At 70.9% G+C, this 14646-nt stretch carries 17 protein-coding genes; 14 read left to right on the forward strand and 3 right to left on the reverse strand.

Annotated features, from left to right (window positions below; translation table 11 throughout):
* The first annotated feature begins 368 nt into the window (after positions 1–368).
* The 5 genes from ABZY44_RS10330 (at position 369) to ABZY44_RS10350 (ending at position 4501) form a co-directional block, all read left to right on the forward strand.
* Complete coding sequence (locus ABZY44_RS10330; protein WP_356652023.1) at positions 369–935, forward strand: 2-oxo-4-hydroxy-4-carboxy-5-ureidoimidazoline decarboxylase; 567 nt, start codon at positions 369–371, stop codon at positions 933–935.
* A 152-nt stretch (positions 936–1087) separates the two neighbouring features.
* Complete coding sequence (gene sdhC, locus ABZY44_RS10335; RefSeq protein WP_283844494.1) at positions 1088–1468, forward strand: succinate dehydrogenase, cytochrome b556 subunit; 381 nt, start codon at positions 1088–1090, stop codon at positions 1466–1468.
* A 5-nt stretch (positions 1469–1473) separates the two neighbouring features.
* Positions 1474–1956 (forward strand): succinate dehydrogenase hydrophobic membrane anchor subunit, encoded by a 483-nt coding sequence (locus ABZY44_RS10340; protein WP_356651941.1) that lies wholly within the window; start codon positions 1474–1476, stop codon positions 1954–1956.
* Between the two features lie 23 nt (positions 1957–1979).
* Positions 1980–3734, forward strand: a complete 1755-nt coding sequence (gene sdhA, locus ABZY44_RS10345; RefSeq protein WP_356651943.1) for a succinate dehydrogenase flavoprotein subunit — start codon at positions 1980–1982, stop codon at positions 3732–3734.
* Positions 3734–4501, forward strand: a complete 768-nt coding sequence (locus tag ABZY44_RS10350; RefSeq protein WP_150518208.1) for a succinate dehydrogenase iron-sulfur subunit — start codon at positions 3734–3736, stop codon at positions 4499–4501. The genes sdhA and ABZY44_RS10350 overlap by 1 nt, the downstream gene beginning before the upstream one ends.
* A gap of 73 nt (positions 4502–4574) precedes the next feature.
* Here the strand turns inward: ABZY44_RS10350 and ABZY44_RS10355 are convergent, their stop codons facing one another.
* Positions 4575–6854 carry a DUF4132 domain-containing protein gene (locus tag ABZY44_RS10355; protein WP_356651945.1) on the reverse strand — a complete coding sequence of 760 codons (2280 nt, stop codon included), beginning with the start codon at positions 6852–6854 and terminating at the stop codon, positions 4575–4577.
* Between the two features lies 1 nt (position 6855).
* Positions 6856–7203, reverse strand: a complete 348-nt coding sequence (locus ABZY44_RS10360; protein ID WP_356651947.1) for a hypothetical protein — start codon at positions 7201–7203, stop codon at positions 6856–6858.
* A gap of 71 nt (positions 7204–7274) precedes the next feature.
* On the opposite strand from ABZY44_RS10360, the gene ABZY44_RS10365 reads away from it, so the two are divergent.
* The 9 genes from ABZY44_RS10365 to ABZY44_RS10405 all read left to right on the forward strand — a co-directional run bounded on the left by ABZY44_RS10365 (position 7275) and on the right by ABZY44_RS10405 (position 12939).
* A complete protein-coding gene (locus tag ABZY44_RS10365) occupies positions 7275–7865 on the forward strand; it encodes a hypothetical protein (protein ID WP_356651949.1) in 591 nt (196 codons plus the stop codon).
* Between the two features lie 141 nt (positions 7866–8006).
* Complete coding sequence (locus tag ABZY44_RS10370; protein ID WP_356651951.1) at positions 8007–8765, forward strand: alpha/beta fold hydrolase; 759 nt, start codon at positions 8007–8009, stop codon at positions 8763–8765.
* 140 nt (positions 8766–8905) lie between these two features.
* Positions 8906–9310 carry a hypothetical protein gene (locus ABZY44_RS10375; protein WP_356651953.1) on the forward strand — a complete coding sequence of 135 codons (405 nt, stop codon included), beginning with the start codon at positions 8906–8908 and terminating at the stop codon, positions 9308–9310.
* A gap of 5 nt (positions 9311–9315) precedes the next feature.
* Entirely contained in the window at positions 9316–9768 is a 453-nt protein-coding gene (locus ABZY44_RS10380) for a DCC1-like thiol-disulfide oxidoreductase family protein (protein WP_356651955.1), read from the forward strand.
* An 11-nt stretch (positions 9769–9779) separates the two neighbouring features.
* Positions 9780–10583: a TetR family transcriptional regulator gene (locus tag ABZY44_RS10385; RefSeq protein WP_356651957.1), complete on the forward strand. Its 804-nt coding sequence runs from the start codon at positions 9780–9782 to the stop codon at positions 10581–10583.
* A 109-nt stretch (positions 10584–10692) separates the two neighbouring features.
* Positions 10693–10920 carry a hypothetical protein gene (locus tag ABZY44_RS10390; RefSeq protein WP_356651959.1) on the forward strand — a complete coding sequence of 76 codons (228 nt, stop codon included), beginning with the start codon at positions 10693–10695 and terminating at the stop codon, positions 10918–10920.
* Positions 10921–11075: 155 nt separating this feature from the next.
* On the forward strand, positions 11076–11591 hold the full coding sequence (locus ABZY44_RS10395) for a hypothetical protein (RefSeq protein WP_356651961.1): 516 nt from the start codon (positions 11076–11078) through the stop codon (positions 11589–11591).
* Positions 11558–12508 carry a hypothetical protein gene (locus tag ABZY44_RS10400; RefSeq protein ID WP_356651963.1) on the forward strand — a complete coding sequence of 317 codons (951 nt, stop codon included), beginning with the start codon at positions 11558–11560 and terminating at the stop codon, positions 12506–12508. The genes ABZY44_RS10395 and ABZY44_RS10400 overlap by 34 nt, the downstream gene beginning before the upstream one ends.
* A gap of 56 nt (positions 12509–12564) precedes the next feature.
* Positions 12565–12939, forward strand: a complete 375-nt coding sequence (locus ABZY44_RS10405) for a cupin domain-containing protein (protein WP_356651965.1) — start codon at positions 12565–12567, stop codon at positions 12937–12939.
* Positions 12940–12997: 58 nt separating this feature from the next.
* Here the strand turns inward: ABZY44_RS10405 and ABZY44_RS10410 are convergent, their stop codons facing one another.
* The gene (locus ABZY44_RS10410; protein ID WP_356651967.1) at positions 12998–14557 is read right to left on the reverse strand and encodes an ABC transporter substrate-binding protein; all 1560 of its coding nucleotides are present in this window, start codon (positions 14555–14557) and stop codon (positions 12998–13000) included.
* Between the last annotated feature and the right edge of the window lie 89 nt (positions 14558–14646).

Below are 14646 nucleotides of genomic sequence, written 5' to 3' on the forward strand. Positions count from 1 at the left end.
TGTACAACGAGCAACCAAACCTGCGCGGAGCGAGGTGTGACACAAAACGCACCGGCGGCGCTGACAGGGGTACGGGCTTGTCGCACGAGCCCGTGACGGATGGCGGCCGGGGCCTCTCCTGTGGGGGGTGGCGGCCTCGGCCGCCCTCCCCTCTTCCGGCCCCCCGGCCGGCCTTCTCCCTCGCCATCATGCCCCCTCCGCAGGTCGGCCCCGCACACGGCCTCCGACCCGGCGCCCCCGGGTCCCACATCCGGCCTTGTCATCCTTTCGGCTCACTTCCGGGTGAAAACCCAGGATGCGTACGACACTCCCGGCCCGGCGTCGATAGCGTGGCGGGACACCCGCGCCACGCCACGAGGAGCCCCCCGCTGTCCAGCCACCTTCCGGCACAGGCCCGCGGAGGCTCCGACCCTTCTCACGGCTCAGGGCTCGCGCGGTTCAACGCCCTGTCCCCCGAAGCCGCCCACGCCGCCCTGCTGCACTGCTGCGGCAGCACCCGCTGGGCCCAGCGGGTGGCGGCCCACCGGCCCTATCCCGACTCCGGCGCGCTCCTGGCCGCCGCGGACGAGGCCTCGTACGACCTCGCCCAGACGGACCTCTCGGAGGCGCTGGCCTGGGAGTTCCCGCCGGAACTGGAGCCCGGGGCCCCGTACGCCGCGCTGCTGGCGCTCCGCGCGGCCCACTGCGCGTACGAACGCACCTTCGGCCACGCCTTCGTGATCTTCCTCGACGGGCACACCCCGGGGGAGCAGGCGGACCAGCTGCTGGCCGCCATCCGCCGGCGAATGGATCTGGAGCTGGACGAGGAGCGGGCGATCTCCGCGGACGAGCTCCGCCGGGTCGCGCAGGCGCGGCTCGCCGACCTGACGCACTGGCTGACGTCGGCGGACGGGGTGTCTGCGGCCGAATTCGGGCTATTCGCCCCTGTGGGATAGTCCGTCCGTGCCTGTTTGATCACACCGATGGCCCCCGCGCAAGGGAACCGACAAAGCGTCGCTACGATGTCCGGGGCCGGAGGACCGTACCCGGCCGGGCCCGACCGACAAAGAAGCCGGCTGGCCCCCGCCCCGCTTCCGGAGGGTTTTCCGTGCCGGCTGGAACGTTGTACCGCGGCCGGGAAGGAATGTGGTCCTGGGTGGCTCATCGAGTCACCGGCGTCCTCATCTTCTTCTTCCTGTTCGTACACGTCCTCGACACCGCTCTCGTCCGCGTCTCTCCCGAGGCGTACGACGATGTCGTGGCTACCTACAAGACTCCGATCGTCGCGCTGCTGGAGTACGGCCTCGTCGCCGCAATCCTGTTCCACGCGCTCAACGGTCTCCGTGTCATCGCCGTGGACTTCTGGTCCAAGGGTCCGCGCTACCAGAAGCAGATGCTCTGGTCGGTCGTGGGCATCTGGGTCGTGCTGATGGTCGGGGCCCTGTACCCCGTACTCGGCCACGCAGCTGCTGAACTGTTCGGGAAGTGACGCGCATGTCTTCTGACACTTCTTTCGAAAAGGGCATCGGCGACGTGGAGGGCGTGTCCCTCTACGACGTCGACAACCCGGCGCCGTACATCGAGGCCCCGCGCAAGCGGACGTCCAAGACCCCGCGCTCGACCCGTGGCAACTTCGAGATGGCCGCGTGGCTCTTCATGCGCCTCTCGGGCGTCGTGCTCGTCGTCCTGGTCATCGGCCACCTGCTGATCCAGCTCGTCCTCGACGGCGGCGTCTCCAAGATCGGCTTCGCCTTCGTGGCCGGCCGGTGGGCGTCCCCGTTCTGGCAGGGCTGGGACCTGTTGATGCTGTGGCTCGCGATGCTCCACGGCGCGAACGGTCTGCGGACCGTCATCAACGACTACGCGGAGCGCGCCAACACGCGGCTGTGGCTCAAGGGCCTGCTGTACACCGCCACCGTGTTCACCATTCTTCTGGGCACGCTGGTGATCTTCACCTTCGACCCGAACATCCGCTAGGCAACGGGGCTGAGGCGAAACCAATGAAGATCCACAAGTACGACACCGTCATCGTCGGGGCAGGTGGTGCGGGCATGCGTGCCGCCATCGAGTCGACGAAGCGCAGCCGCACGGCCGTGCTGACGAAGCTCTACCCCACCCGCTCCCACACGGGCGCCGCGCAGGGCGGCATGGCCGCCGCGCTGGCCAACGTGGAGGACGACAACTGGGAGTGGCACACCTTCGACACGGTCAAGGGCGGTGACTACCTGGTCGACCAGGACGCCGCCGAGATCCTGGCGAAGGAGGCCATCGACGCGGTCCTCGACCTCGAGAAGATGGGCCTGCCGTTCAACCGCACCCCGGACGGCACCATCGACCAGCGCCGCTTCGGCGGCCACTCGCGCAACCACGGCGAGGCGCCGGTTCGCCGGTCCTGCTACGCCGCGGACCGCACCGGTCACATGATCCTCCAGACGCTCTACCAGAACTGTGTCAAGGAGGGCGTGGAGTTCTTCAACGAGTTCTACGTCCTGGACCAGCTCCTCGTCGAGGAGGACGGCGTCAAGAAGTCGGCCGGTGTGGTCGCGTACGAGCTCGCCACCGGCGAGATCCACGTGTTCCAGGCCAAGTCCGTCATCTACGCCTCGGGCGGCACCGGCAAGTTCTTCAAGGTGACCTCCAACGCGCACACCCTCACGGGTGACGGCCAGGCGGCCTGCTACCGCCGCGGCCTGCCGCTGGAGGACATGGAGTTCTTCCAGTTCCACCCGACGGGCATCTGGCGCATGGGCATCCTGCTGACGGAGGGCGCCCGCGGTGAGGGCGGCATCCTCCGCAACAAGGACGGCGAGCGCTTCATGGAGAAGTACGCGCCGGTCATGAAGGACCTCGCGTCCCGTGACGTCGTCTCGCGCTCCATCTACACCGAGATCCGTGAGGGCCGCGGCTGCGGTCCGGCCGGTGACCACGTGTACCTGGACCTGACGCACCTGCCGCCGGAGCAGCTCGACGCGAAGCTCCCGGACATCACCGAGTTCGCGCGCACCTACCTCGGTATCGAGCCGTACACGGACCCGATCCCGATCCAGCCCACCGCGCACTACGCCATGGGCGGCATCCCGACGAACGTCGAGGGTGAGGTCCTCATGGACAACACCACCGTCGTCCCGGGCCTGTACGCGGCCGGCGAGGTCGCGTGCGTGTCGGTGCACGGCGCCAACCGCCTGGGCACCAACTCGCTGCTGGACATCAACGTCTTCGGCAAGCGCTCGGGCATCGCGGCGGCCGCGTACGCCCACGCCAACGACTACGTCGAGCTGCCCGAGAACCCGGCGCAGCAGGTCGTCGAACAGGTCGAGCGGCTGCGCAACTCCACGGGCAACGAGCGGGTCGCCGACCTGCGCCTCGAGCTCCAGGAGACGATGGACGCCTGCGTGATGGTGTTCCGCACCGAGCAGACGATCAAGACCGCGGTGGAGAAGATCGCGGAACTGCGCGAGCGCTACCTCAACGTGTCCGTCCAGGACAAGGGCAAGCGCTTCAACACGGACCTGCTGGAAGCCATCGAGCTGGGCAACCTGCTCGACCTGGCCGAGGTCATGGCCGTGTCCGCGCTCGCGCGCAAGGAGTCCCGCGGCGGTCACTACCGCGAGGACTACCCCAACCGCGACGACGTCAACTTCATGCGCCACACCATGGCGTACCGCGAGGTCGACGACAACGGTCAGGACTCGGTCCGGCTCGACTACAAGCCCGTCGTCGTCACCCGCTACCAGCCGATGGAGCGTAAGTACTGATGGCCACCCCGACCCTGTCCAAGACGGACGCGATGGAGGCCGCGGCCGCGGCCTCGCCCTTCATCACGGTCACGTTCCGGATCCGCCGCTTCAACCCCGAGATCTCGGACGAGTCGCAGTGGCAGGACTTCCAGATCGAGATCGACCCGAAGGAGCGCGTGCTCGACGGTCTCCACAAGATCAAGTGGGACCTCGACGGCACGCTGACCTTCCGCCGGTCGTGCGCGCACGGCATCTGCGGCTCCGACGCGATGCGGATCAACGGCAAGAACAGGCTCGCCTGCAAGACGCTGATCAAGGACATCAACCCGGAGAAGCCGATCACGGTCGAGGCCATCAAGGGCCTGACGGTGATGAAGGACCTCGTCGTCGACATGGAGCCCTTCTTCCAGGCGTACCGGGACGTCATGCCGTTCCTGGTCACCAAGGGCAACGAGCCGACGCGCGAGCGCCTGCAGTCCGCCGAGGACCGCGAGCGCTTCGACGACACCACCAAGTGCATCCTGTGCGCCGCGTGCACGTCCTCGTGCCCGGTGTTCTGGAACGACGGCCAGTACTTCGGCCCGGCGGCGATCGTCAACGCGCACCGCTTCATCTTCGACTCGCGTGACGAGGCCGGCGAGCAGCGGCTGGAGATCCTGAACGACAAGGACGGCGTGTGGCGTTGCCGCACGACCTTCAACTGCACCGACGCGTGCCCGCGCGGCATCGAGGTCACGAAGGCGATCCAGGAAGTCAAGCGCGCTCTGATCACGCGCCGCTTCTAGCGCCCGCCCCGCCGTACCGAGGGCCCCGCGCCCGGTGTTCACGCACCGGGAGCGGGGCCTTCGGCGTACCGCTTCAGGCCCCGCGGATCTGACTGGTGATCGTCGGATCCGTGATGGCGGTGTCGTCCGCGAGCAGCATCGCCTTGCTGAGGATCACGGCCAGGGTCCGGTCCCCCTCGAAGGGCAGGTAGCCCGCGTCCGGGGCGGCGCCGGCCTTCGGCACGATGCACAGGTACTGGTCGTTCGGCTCCATCAGGATGTTCCCGGAGCCCAGGTGGATCTTGTAGGTCCGCAGCTCGCCCCTGACGTGCAGGAACCGGCCCTCGATCGTGCAGCGGCCGGCGATCGCCAGCCGTGGCACCAACCGCTCCAGCAGGGTCCGCCGCGTCTGGGCGCTCTGGCCGAGCTCGCCGAAGCCGTACGAGGTCCAGTACGCGCGGAACCGGCCCTGGGGGCCGCCGTCGGACCAGGCGGGGTCGTTGCCCACGCTGGCGACCCCGACGAACAGGTCGACGTCGCGCAGGACCTCGCTGAGCACCAGCTCGGGTATGTCGGTGAGCGGGAGCGGGTCCACGGGGGTCCGGCCGCCGTGCCGGTCCATGGTGTACCCGCCGCCGTAGGTGCTGGCCCGGTTCTGCGGGGCGTCGAGGGGGTAGAAGCGCACCTGGTCGGTGCGCAGCCGCAGGTAGCTGCCGGAGTCGGTGGTGTCCGCGTCGTAGTCCCCGCTCTCCTCCCCCTCGATCCAGTACTCGGCCCGCAGCCCCCACTGCGGGAGCTCGCGGACGGCGGGCGGCAGGCTGTCGTCGACGCAGAGCCTGAGCCTGTTGCGCCAGCCGCGGGCGGCGGCCAGGGCATGGAACTGGTGCTGGCGCAGGACGTGGCCGGCGAAGCGGTTGGAGTACGTGCCGGAGTTCCGCTCGGCCTCGGTCAGCGGGTACACCTCGCGGTGGGCCTGCTTGAACGGCTGGGTGATGCCGAGCTCTTCGAGGCGCTCGCGGGCGGCGGCCACCTCGGCGGCCTCGCGGCCGACGGGGTGCCAGAGCCGGACCTCGGCATCGGCCGTGACGCACAGCGGGTCGCCCTCGATGCCGCGGAGGTCCGTGCCGTCGTACACGGCCGGGACTCCGGCGACCGTCCAGATCAGCCGGCGGGCGAGGGTGGCGACCAGCGGGTGGTCGAGGTACCGCTCGCGCCAGGCCCCGTAGGTCCAGGTGCGGCGGGCGAGGAACTGCCGGTCGAGGCGCTCCGCCTGGGCGGTGAGCATCTTGTCGAGGTCCTTGACGGCGGCCTTGAGCTCCTTGAGCTCCTCGGCGTGCTCCTGGCGGACGGCGGCGGGCACGCTCTTGACGGGCTTGCCGGCGGCGTTGCGCCAGGAGAGCACGGCCTTGGTGCCGCGCACCTCGAGCAGGGCGAGGGCCTCCCCGAAGGGGAGGGCGGCGCGCCCTGCCTCCGTCAGGCCGTACGCGGGCACGGCGAGCTCCTCGATCTCCTCCCGGCTCAGCCCGAGCGCCTCGGCGCGGGCCTCCAGGGCCGCGTCGATGACCTTGAGTGTTCCCTTGAAGGTCACCCGGCTCGCGAGCCGCACCAGCTCGGCGAGGGCTCCCTCGCCCTCGGTGCGGGACAGGGAGAGGACTCCGGCGTTGGCCACCTTGGGATTGCACGGGCCGTGCCCCGGGACCTTGCGCAGGCAGGTTTCCACGAGCCGGCCGAGGGCGCGCGGTATCTCGGGGTGCGCGGGCAGCAGGGGCAGCAGCCAGGCCAGTCCGCGCAGGGCGTTGGCGTTGTAGGGGTCGAGCTGCTTCTCGTACCAGGTCTCCGTCAGGGGGAGGGTGCGCGGCCGGTCCACGAGCGCGAGCCAGCCGGTGACGGCCTCGCGCAGGGCGTCGGGGCCGGCCGCGTCGCCCGCGACGAGCGTGCGGGCGGTCTCCTCCCACGCGGCGGTGGGCCGGGCGGCCGTGGCCGTGGCGGCGTGCGCGAGCAGCGCGTCCCAGCGGCCGTCGGCCATGGCCTCGTCGGCCCACTGCTCGCCGACGTTGAGGGCGGGTCCGCGCAACTGCGCCGCGGTGGCGCGCAGGCCGGGTACGGGGTAGGAGGTCAGCGCGCTGCGCCTCAGGGTGGCCACGGCGGCGGGCGGGACGGTGCGGCCGGCGGCCTGCCAACCGCGCACGCGGTCCGACCAGTCGCCGCTGTGCGTGTGGTACCTCTGCCCCAGCTGCTCGAAGGCCTGCCGGGTCGCCTCGTCGAGGCCGACGGCCGCGTGGGCCGCCCCGCCGGACGTCTCGCCCGTCGCCCCGCCGGACGTCTCGCCCGTCGCCTCGCCGGGCGTCTCGCCGGGCGCCGTGTCCTTCGCCATGTCAGCCACCCACCAGCGCGACGAGCTTGAGGAAGGTCACCTCGGTGCCGAGCGGCAGGTCGATCTGCTCGTCGAGGTCGGTGATCTGGCGGTCGCCGACCAGGACGAGGAACCCGTTGCGCCCGAAGGCGGCGAGAGCGGCCCGCGTCTGCGCCTGCGGATCCACCCGGCCGCCCTCCTGGGCCGGGCGCACCAGGCGGCTGGCGGCCGCCTCGGACTCGGCCACTTCCTGGAATATCCGCCGCCGGATCAACTCGCGCAGCGCGAGCCGCTCTTCGGCGATCTCCATTCCCCAGCCCTCACTGCGGCCCCCGGCAGTCGTCTCGTCGACGAACATCACGCTTCCCATGCCCGGAGATTAGGGGCGGGCACTGACATTCGGCTTAACGGGCCGCGCGCGCCTGTGGAATTATCGGCCGCATGAGCGAGCAGCAGCCGAACCCCTACGCGAACGACCCGAGCCAAGGCGGGGCCAACGAGGCGCACAAGTGGGGCCCGGGCACCCCGAGTTACGGCTACCCGGCGCAGCCCGGCTACGGCTACCCGCCCCCGGGCCCCGACCAGGCCGGCTACGGCTACCCGCAGCCCCCCGCCTACCAGCCGACCATCGCCGGCCCGGGCATTCCCGCACCCATGCACGCCCCGGCCCCCATGGGGGCCCCGGGCGCCGCCGCCGGGCTGTCCCTCGGCGACATCACCATCGCGGGGGACCAGATCATCACCCCGTCCGGCAACATGCCGCTGCGGGGGGCGATCTGGAACGCCACGGACCTCTCCCGGACGGAGGAGAAGATCCCGGCGCACGCGATCGTGCTGGCGATCATCTTCTTCCTCTTCTGCCTGCTCGGCCTGTTCTTCCTCCTGATGAAGGAGCGCCGCACGACGGGCTACATCCAGATCACCGTCCACAGCGGCGGCCGCCACCACTCCACGATGATCCCGGCCGTGGACCCGGGCACGTACATGTGGGTGATGAGCCAGCTCAATCAGGCCCGCGCGCTGAGCATGTGACGCCGCCCCGGGGGGATCCGTCCCCCCGGCCCTCCCGCGCCACCGCTGGAGGGCGGGCGGCCCGCGGGCCCTCCGCCGCCCGGCAGGCCGGGCCCGGGAAATCGGGTGGTTCGCGCGGCGGGGCTCAAGGATGATCTCCGGATGATCCTTTCTCATGATGTGGACGGGCCCGCGGGCGCGCCGGCCGTCGTACTGCTGCACTCCTCCGTGTGCGACCGGCGGATGTGGGAGCCGCAGTGGCGGCCGCTGCTCGACGCCGGGTTCCGGGTGGTCCGGCCGGACTTCCGGACGTGCGGGGACTCCCCCGCCGCCGAGGCCCCGTACAGCGACGAGGGTGACGTACGGGAGCTGCTGGACCACCTCGGTATCCGGCGGGCCGCGTTCGTCGGATCCTCGTACGGCGGGCGGGTCGCGCTGACGCTGGCCGCGCTGCATCCGGACCGGGTGAGCGCGCTGGCGCTGCTGTGCCCGGTGCGGCCGGGGCACGAGCCGGGACCGGAGCAGAGGGCGTTCGGGGCGGCCGAGGACGCGCTGCTCGACGCCGGGGACCTGAGGGGCGCGGCCGAGCTCAACGCCCGTCAGTGGCTCGGCCCGGACGCCTCCGCCGAGGCCCGTGACCTCGTCAGGGACATGCAGTGGGGCAATCTGCGGTCCGCGCCGTCCGCGACCGGTGACCACGAGCTCCCCGAGCCCGCGGTCGACCTGTCCCTCATCGTCGCCCCCGTCCTCGCCGTCGGCGGCGCCCACGACATCTCCGACTTCCGCCGCATCCCGGCCGAGCTCCCCTCCCTCGTCCCCGGCGCGGTCCACGTGGAACTGCCCTGGGCCGGGCACCTGCCCTCCCTGGAGCGCCCGGCGGAGACCACCCGGCTGCTCCTGGACTTCCTGCCCCGCCCCTGACCCCGACCGCCGGCGCCGTCGAGCGCCCCCTCGTCCGGGAGGCGTGAGAAGCGGCCGCCCCGGAACGCTTGAACCTGTTCAAAAAGAGGTCTAGAGTCAACGCTGTCAGCAGTTGAACACGTTCAAGGGGGCTGAGGGCAATGGACCTCACCGTGGTCGCGTACGTCATCTACCTGGTCATCAGCATCGGACTGACCGTCTGGGTGGCCCGCACGCTCAGCCGCAACGGCCGCGTCTTCATCGCCGACGTCCTGCAGGGGAACGAGAAGCTCGCGGACGCCGTGAACCACCTCCTGGTGGTCGGCTTCTACCTGGTCAACATCGGCTTCGTGACCCTGTACCTGCGGGCCAGCGAGACGGTCACCGAGGCCCGCGGACTCTTCGAAGCGCTCTCGGTCAAGATCGGCGTCGTGCTCCTGGTCCTCGGCGTCATGCACCTCGGCAACGTCTGGGTGCTCAACAAGATGCGCCGCCGCGGCATCATGGAGCGCCAGCAGACCCCGCCGGTCGCCCCCCAGGGGTGGACCGCGCCCGCCGGGGCCTGAGCGCGATGACCACCACGGCGGTCCGGCACCTGACGGTGCTCTACGACGCGAACTGCCCGCTCTGCGTGCACATCCGGCACTGGCTGCTCGCCCAGCGCTGTCTGATGCCGCTCCGGCTCCTGCCCGCGGCCTCGTTCGAGGCGCAGCGCCGCTACCCGCAGCTCGATCACGCTTCGACCCTGCGGGAGATCACGGTCATCGGGGACCAGGGGCAGGTGTGGACCGGAACCGACGCCTTCATCGTCTGCCTGTGGGCCCTGGCCGAACACCGGCCGAAGGCGAACTGGCTGGCCAGCGCGGCCGGCCGGCCCTTCGCCAAGGCCGCCATGTACACCGCCTCGGCGTGGCGGGCGGCGGTACGGGACGACTCGCGCGACGGGCCGGCCGGACCCGCGGGCGGCGGTCCGGCCGACGCGGAGGAACCGGCCTGTGGCGACCACTGCTCCGCTCCCCGATAGGGTCATACACCGTGACTGATCAGAAGGCGCCCAAGAGCGAGCAGACCCGCACCCTCATCCTCGAAACCGCGCTCCGCCTGTTCCAGGAGCGCGGCTTCGACAAGACGACGATGCGCGGTATCGCCAAGGAAGCCGGAGTATCGGTCGGCAACGCGTACTACTACTTCGAATCGAAGGAACACCTGGTCCAGGGGTTCTACGACCGGATCGGCGCCGCCCACCTGGCGGCGGTCCGGCCGATCCTGGACAGCGAGACCGATCTGCAGAAGCGGCTCGCGGGCGTGCTGACCAGCTGGCTGGACATCGCGGCGCCGTACCACGAGTTCGCCTCGCAGTTCTTCAAGAACGCCGCGGACCCGGAGAGCCCCCTCAGCCCCTTCTCCCCCGAGTCGGAGCCCGCGCGCAAGCAGGCGATCGACATGCACCGCGAAGTGCTGGCCGGGGCGAAGACCAAGGTCCCGGACGAACTGGCCGACGTACTGCCGGAGCTGATGTGGCTCTCGCAGATGGGCCTGGTCCTCTACTGGGTCTTCGACCGCTCCCCGAACAGCGAGAAGACCCGGCGGCTCGCCGACCGCGGCGCGCAGCTCACGACGCGGGGCATCATCCTGGCCCGGTTCCGCGTGCTGCGACCGCTGGTGCGGGAGGTGCACGAACTGTTCGCGGACTTCCTTCCGGGCATGGCCCAGACCGCGGCGACCACCAAGGGCCGCTTCCGCAAGCGGGCCTCGGACCCGGACGCCGGCCCGGACCCGGACGCGAGCCCGGACGCGGACACGAGCCCGGATCCGGACGCGGACGCGTCCCGGTCCTAGGTCCTCGTGCGGTGACGGTGCTCCGCGCACGCGACTGCATCCTTCGGCCTACTGCGTTCTCGGCCTCGAAGAGGACGATCTCGCGGCGCGGCCGCGAGATCGTTGATCCGTGCGGACAACCATCGGATACACCGTCGAAAGCATCGGCTACGTCATAGGGGCCCAGGGGCTCGTCAGCTTCGCCTCGCAGACCCTCTTCGACACGGAGTGGGGCTGGATGCACAAGGTCGTCGACCTGCCGTCCACCGCGTACCTCGGCATCGCCGTCGTGGGGCTGGCGCTCGTCGCCGGCGGGGTGAGGACGCGCAGGACGCCCCGGGGCCGGAAGGCCGCCTGAGCGCCCGGCTCAGGCGGACCGCCGGGGCCTGCTACAGCCTGCGGGCGCCGCTGCGCGATCTGGAGGCCGTCGCCCGGTACACGCGGCGGCGGTACGGCGACGACCCGCTGCTGGCCGCCCGTACGGCGCTGATGGGGTGCTCCTTCGGCGGGAACATGGCGATCGCGCACGCCGGGACGGCGGGCCGCCACTATCCGGCGGTGATCCTCGACTCCACCCCTCTGGTGCGCTGGCAGGACATGCTGCGCGCGCTGCTGCGCACGGAGCGCCGCGCCAGCCGCTCGCCCCGGCTGCGCGCGGCGGCGGACCGGGCCGTCGTCCGGGCGGTGGTCCTGCGCACCGGAGCCGGGGCCCTGTACCGGCAGGCCGTGCGGTCGGCGCGCGGACTGCACCGGACGCAGCTGATGTACATCGTCGGCGAGCGGGACACCTTCTTCGACGTCGACGAGGGCTGCCGCTTCCTGGACCTGTACTACGCCGGACCCCGGGAGATCTGGCGGGTCCGGCGCGGACGTCACCTCACCAACCACCTTGTGGACGAGGGCGCTTACGGGGAACGCATCGTCACGTTCCTTCGTTCGGCCTTCCCGGAAGCCGAACCGTCCGAGAGCCGCACCACGACCTCGCAGGAGCCGTCATGCCAGCAGCCTCCCAGCCCTCCGGAAACGTGACCGGAACGGACCCGGTCACCGCCGCGCCGGGCGAATCGGTCGCCACCGAGAGCCGGATCCCGCTCGAGGTGCCCGACCTCGACGCCGGGCTCAGGATCAAGGTGCGCTCCCTGATCGGCTGGTTCGCGCCCCTGATGTACGAGGGGATCAGCCGGTCGGTCGACGTGGGTGCGATGCGGGGCCGCGGAGTGGCCTCCGTGGTCAGCTACCTCGACTTCCGGCGCGGCGAGGACCCGGCGGCCGTGGCCGCCCCGCTGCACACGGCGGTCGAGACGCGGCACAGCGAGCTCTCCGGCGAGGGCCTCGGGCATCCGACCAGCAGGCTCGGCTTCGACATCCGCTACGCCTTCTCCACCCCGCTGGGGGCGGGCGACCCGCGCCGCTACCGCGAGCAGCTCTCCGAGGAGCCCCGCCCGTGCGGGGAGGGCCGGGTGGTCCTCACACTGGTGCGCCCGTTCGGGCCGGCCGCCGACCGCCTCGTACGGGAGCCCCAGCCGGAGCTTTCGCACCTGCGGCTGCACGTGTTCAAGGAGCCGCACCCCACGGTCGAGTCGCTGAGCGAGACGGGGCCCGGATTCGTCGAGGCGGTGGCCGAACCGGTCGAGGTGCGGGGCACGTACGGGCTGCACCACACGGACGTGAACCAGTTCGTCTTCACCGGCGAGTACACGGCGGCCATGGAGGACATGGCGACGCGACTGGTGGCCGAGGCGGGCCCGTCCGCGGCCGGGCACCGCGTGAACCGGATCGCGGCGGTGTTCAAGGCACCCTTCGCCGCGGGCGAGGCCTACGCGGTGCGGGGCCGGCTGCTGCGCGACGGGGACCGCACGGTGGCGCTGGTGGGCATCCACTCGATCGGTCCGAACGGGCCGCGGCTGCGCCCGGCCGTCTTCGGCCGGGTGGAAGGCATCTGCTGAGCCCGCCCGGCCCGGCAGGCCCCCGCACGACCCGAGCACTCTGCACAGGAGGATCCATGGCAAGGCCCGACACGACGGTCAACATCGACGAGAAGCTCGCGAAGATCACCACGCACTGGGAGCCGAAGACGGTCCTCGAGGCGAACGGCCTCGAGCTGAAGGCCGTGAAGGTCAAGGGCGAGTTCGTGTGGCACAACCACCCCGAGGGCGACGAGCTGTTCATCGTCGTCGGCGGGGACCTCGTCATCGAGCTCAAGGACCGCGACAGCGTACGGCTCGGACCCGGTGACATGTTCGTCGTCCCGCGCGGCCTGGACCACCGGCCGGTCGCCGAGGAGGAGTGCCGGATCCTGATCATGGACGCGGCCGGGGTGGTCAACACCGGGACCGCCGAGGGCGCCGCCCAGACCGCTCGGGAGGAGTGGATCTGACGGACGGCGGCGCCGCCGTGCGGCCGCGACGGCCGGGTGGGCCCGCAGGCCCGCCCGGTCAGATCCGGTTCAGCTCCCACAGGCGCCACACGCCCGTGCCGTCCGAGAGGAACTGCGCGCCGGTGACGGCCTCGCGGTACATCACGTAGTCCTTCTTCTGCCAGATCGGCAGCATAGGGACCTGCTGGGCGACCAGCTTCTGGAGGTCCCGGAAGTCGTTGGCGGCGGCGCCCCGGTCCGAGAAGGACTGGGTACGGGTGATCAGCTCGTCGACGGCCTTGTCGGAGTAGCCGTTGTTCATCGAGGAGTCGGCGCCGACGAGCGGGGCGAGGAAGTTGTCCGCGTCCGGGAAGTCGGCGATCCAGCCGATGGTGTAGACGTCGTACTCGCCCGCCGCGTACCCCTTCTGGAAGTCGGCCCACTTCTCGACCGGCTTGATGGTCACGTGGAACAGCCCGGTGGACTCCAGCTGCTTCTTGATCTCCTCGGCCTCGGCCACGTTCGAGCCGCGCACGTTGACGCCGAGGGTGATCGCGACGGAGGTGGTGACCCCGGCGTCCTTGAGGAGCTTCTTCGCGGCGGCGGCGTTGGGCGACGGCCACGCGTCGAAGAACGGCGTGTTGTGCGCGGCGATGCCCGCCGGGACGAGCGAGTAGAGCGGGGTGACCGTGCCCTTGTAGACCTCGCCGGCCACCTTGGACCGGTCCAGGACGGCGGCGACGGCCTGGCGGACGGCGGGCTGCGCCACCGGCGAGCCGGCGCGGACGTTGAAGACCATGCTGCGGGTCTCCGTACCGCCCAGGGCCTGGTAGCGGGTGTCCTCCAGGCCCGGGTTGAGGGCGGCGAGGACGGCCGGGGGCATGTCGCGGTGGGCGACCTCGATCCCGTGGTCCTTCCAGGCCTGCTCCAGCTCGGCGGAGTCCTTGAAGTACCTGACGGTGACGGGGGACTTGGAAACCTTGCCCTGGCCCTTGTACGCCCCGTTCGGCTTGAGCTCGGCGCTGGTGCCGGACGTGTAGCCGGCGAGGGTGAACGGGCCGGAGCCGTCGACCTTCTCGTCCTCGCGCAGGGCCTTGGCCGGGTACTTGTCCTTGTCCACGATCGAGGCCGCGCCCGTCGCGATCTTGAACGGGAACGTGGCGTCCCCGGCGGAGAGGTTGAAGGTGATGGTGTTGCCCTCGGCCTTGACCGAGGCCAGGGTGTTGAACAGCGGGGCCGGCCCCTGGTCGGAGTTGATCGCCTTGATCCGGTCGAAGGAGAACTTCACGTCCTCGCCGGTGACGGCGCGGCCGGAGGAGAACTTCACGTCGGGACGCAGTTCGCACTGGTAGGTGGTGAGCTTGTCCCCGATGAACTTGCAGGAGGAGGCCGCGTCGGGCACCGGGACGTCCGACCCGGTCCGCATGGTCAGCAGCGACTGGTAGACGTTGCTGAACAGCGCCCAGGAACCGGCGTCGTACGCCCCGGCGGGGTCGAGCGAGGAGACCACGTCGCTGGTGCCGACGCGGATCGCCTCACCACCGCCGACATCGGCCGGCAGCAACTGCCAGGTGGCCACTCCGGCCACGCCGAGGACAAGCCCGGCCGCGATGACTTTCGAGCGGACAGACCGCAACATCGTTGACTCCACCCCACGTGCCGTGCCCACATGCCCCGCTGCGCACGACCAGCTATCCGATTATCGGTCAAGCCAATCATGGAATTTCG

It is taken from the genome of Streptomyces sp. NPDC006544 (assembly GCF_040611715.1).
Taxonomy (GTDB): Bacteria; Actinomycetota; Actinomycetes; order Streptomycetales; family Streptomycetaceae; genus Streptomyces.

Bases quoted from the DNA above. Each gene is read 5' to 3' on its own strand.
- ABZY44_RS10340 (WP_356651941.1), top strand. From the start codon at position 1,474: ATGTCTTCTGACACTTCTTTCGAAAAGGGCATCGGCGACGTGGAGGGC.
- sdhA (WP_356651943.1), top strand. From the start codon at position 1,980: ATGAAGATCCACAAGTACGACACCGTCATCGTCGGGGCAGGTGGTGCG.
- ABZY44_RS10350 (WP_150518208.1), top strand. From the start codon at position 3,734: ATGGCCACCCCGACCCTGTCCAAGACGGACGCGATGGAGGCCGCGGCC.
- ABZY44_RS10355 (WP_356651945.1), bottom strand. From the start codon at position 6,854: ATGGCGAAGGACACGGCGCCCGGCGAGACGCCCGGCGAGGCGACGGGC.
- ABZY44_RS10360 (WP_356651947.1), bottom strand. From the start codon at position 7,203: ATGGGAAGCGTGATGTTCGTCGACGAGACGACTGCCGGGGGCCGCAGT.
- ABZY44_RS10365 (WP_356651949.1), top strand. From the start codon at position 7,275: ATGAGCGAGCAGCAGCCGAACCCCTACGCGAACGACCCGAGCCAAGGC.
- ABZY44_RS10370 (WP_356651951.1), top strand. From the start codon at position 8,007: ATGATCCTTTCTCATGATGTGGACGGGCCCGCGGGCGCGCCGGCCGTC.
- ABZY44_RS10375 (WP_356651953.1), top strand. From the start codon at position 8,906: ATGGACCTCACCGTGGTCGCGTACGTCATCTACCTGGTCATCAGCATC.
- ABZY44_RS10380 (WP_356651955.1), top strand. From the start codon at position 9,316: ATGACCACCACGGCGGTCCGGCACCTGACGGTGCTCTACGACGCGAAC.
- ABZY44_RS10395 (WP_356651961.1), top strand. From the start codon at position 11,076: ATGGCGATCGCGCACGCCGGGACGGCGGGCCGCCACTATCCGGCGGTG.
- ABZY44_RS10400 (WP_356651963.1), top strand. From the start codon at position 11,558: ATGCCAGCAGCCTCCCAGCCCTCCGGAAACGTGACCGGAACGGACCCG.
- ABZY44_RS10405 (WP_356651965.1), top strand. From the start codon at position 12,565: ATGGCAAGGCCCGACACGACGGTCAACATCGACGAGAAGCTCGCGAAG.
- ABZY44_RS10410 (WP_356651967.1), bottom strand. From the start codon at position 14,557: ATGTTGCGGTCTGTCCGCTCGAAAGTCATCGCGGCCGGGCTTGTCCTC.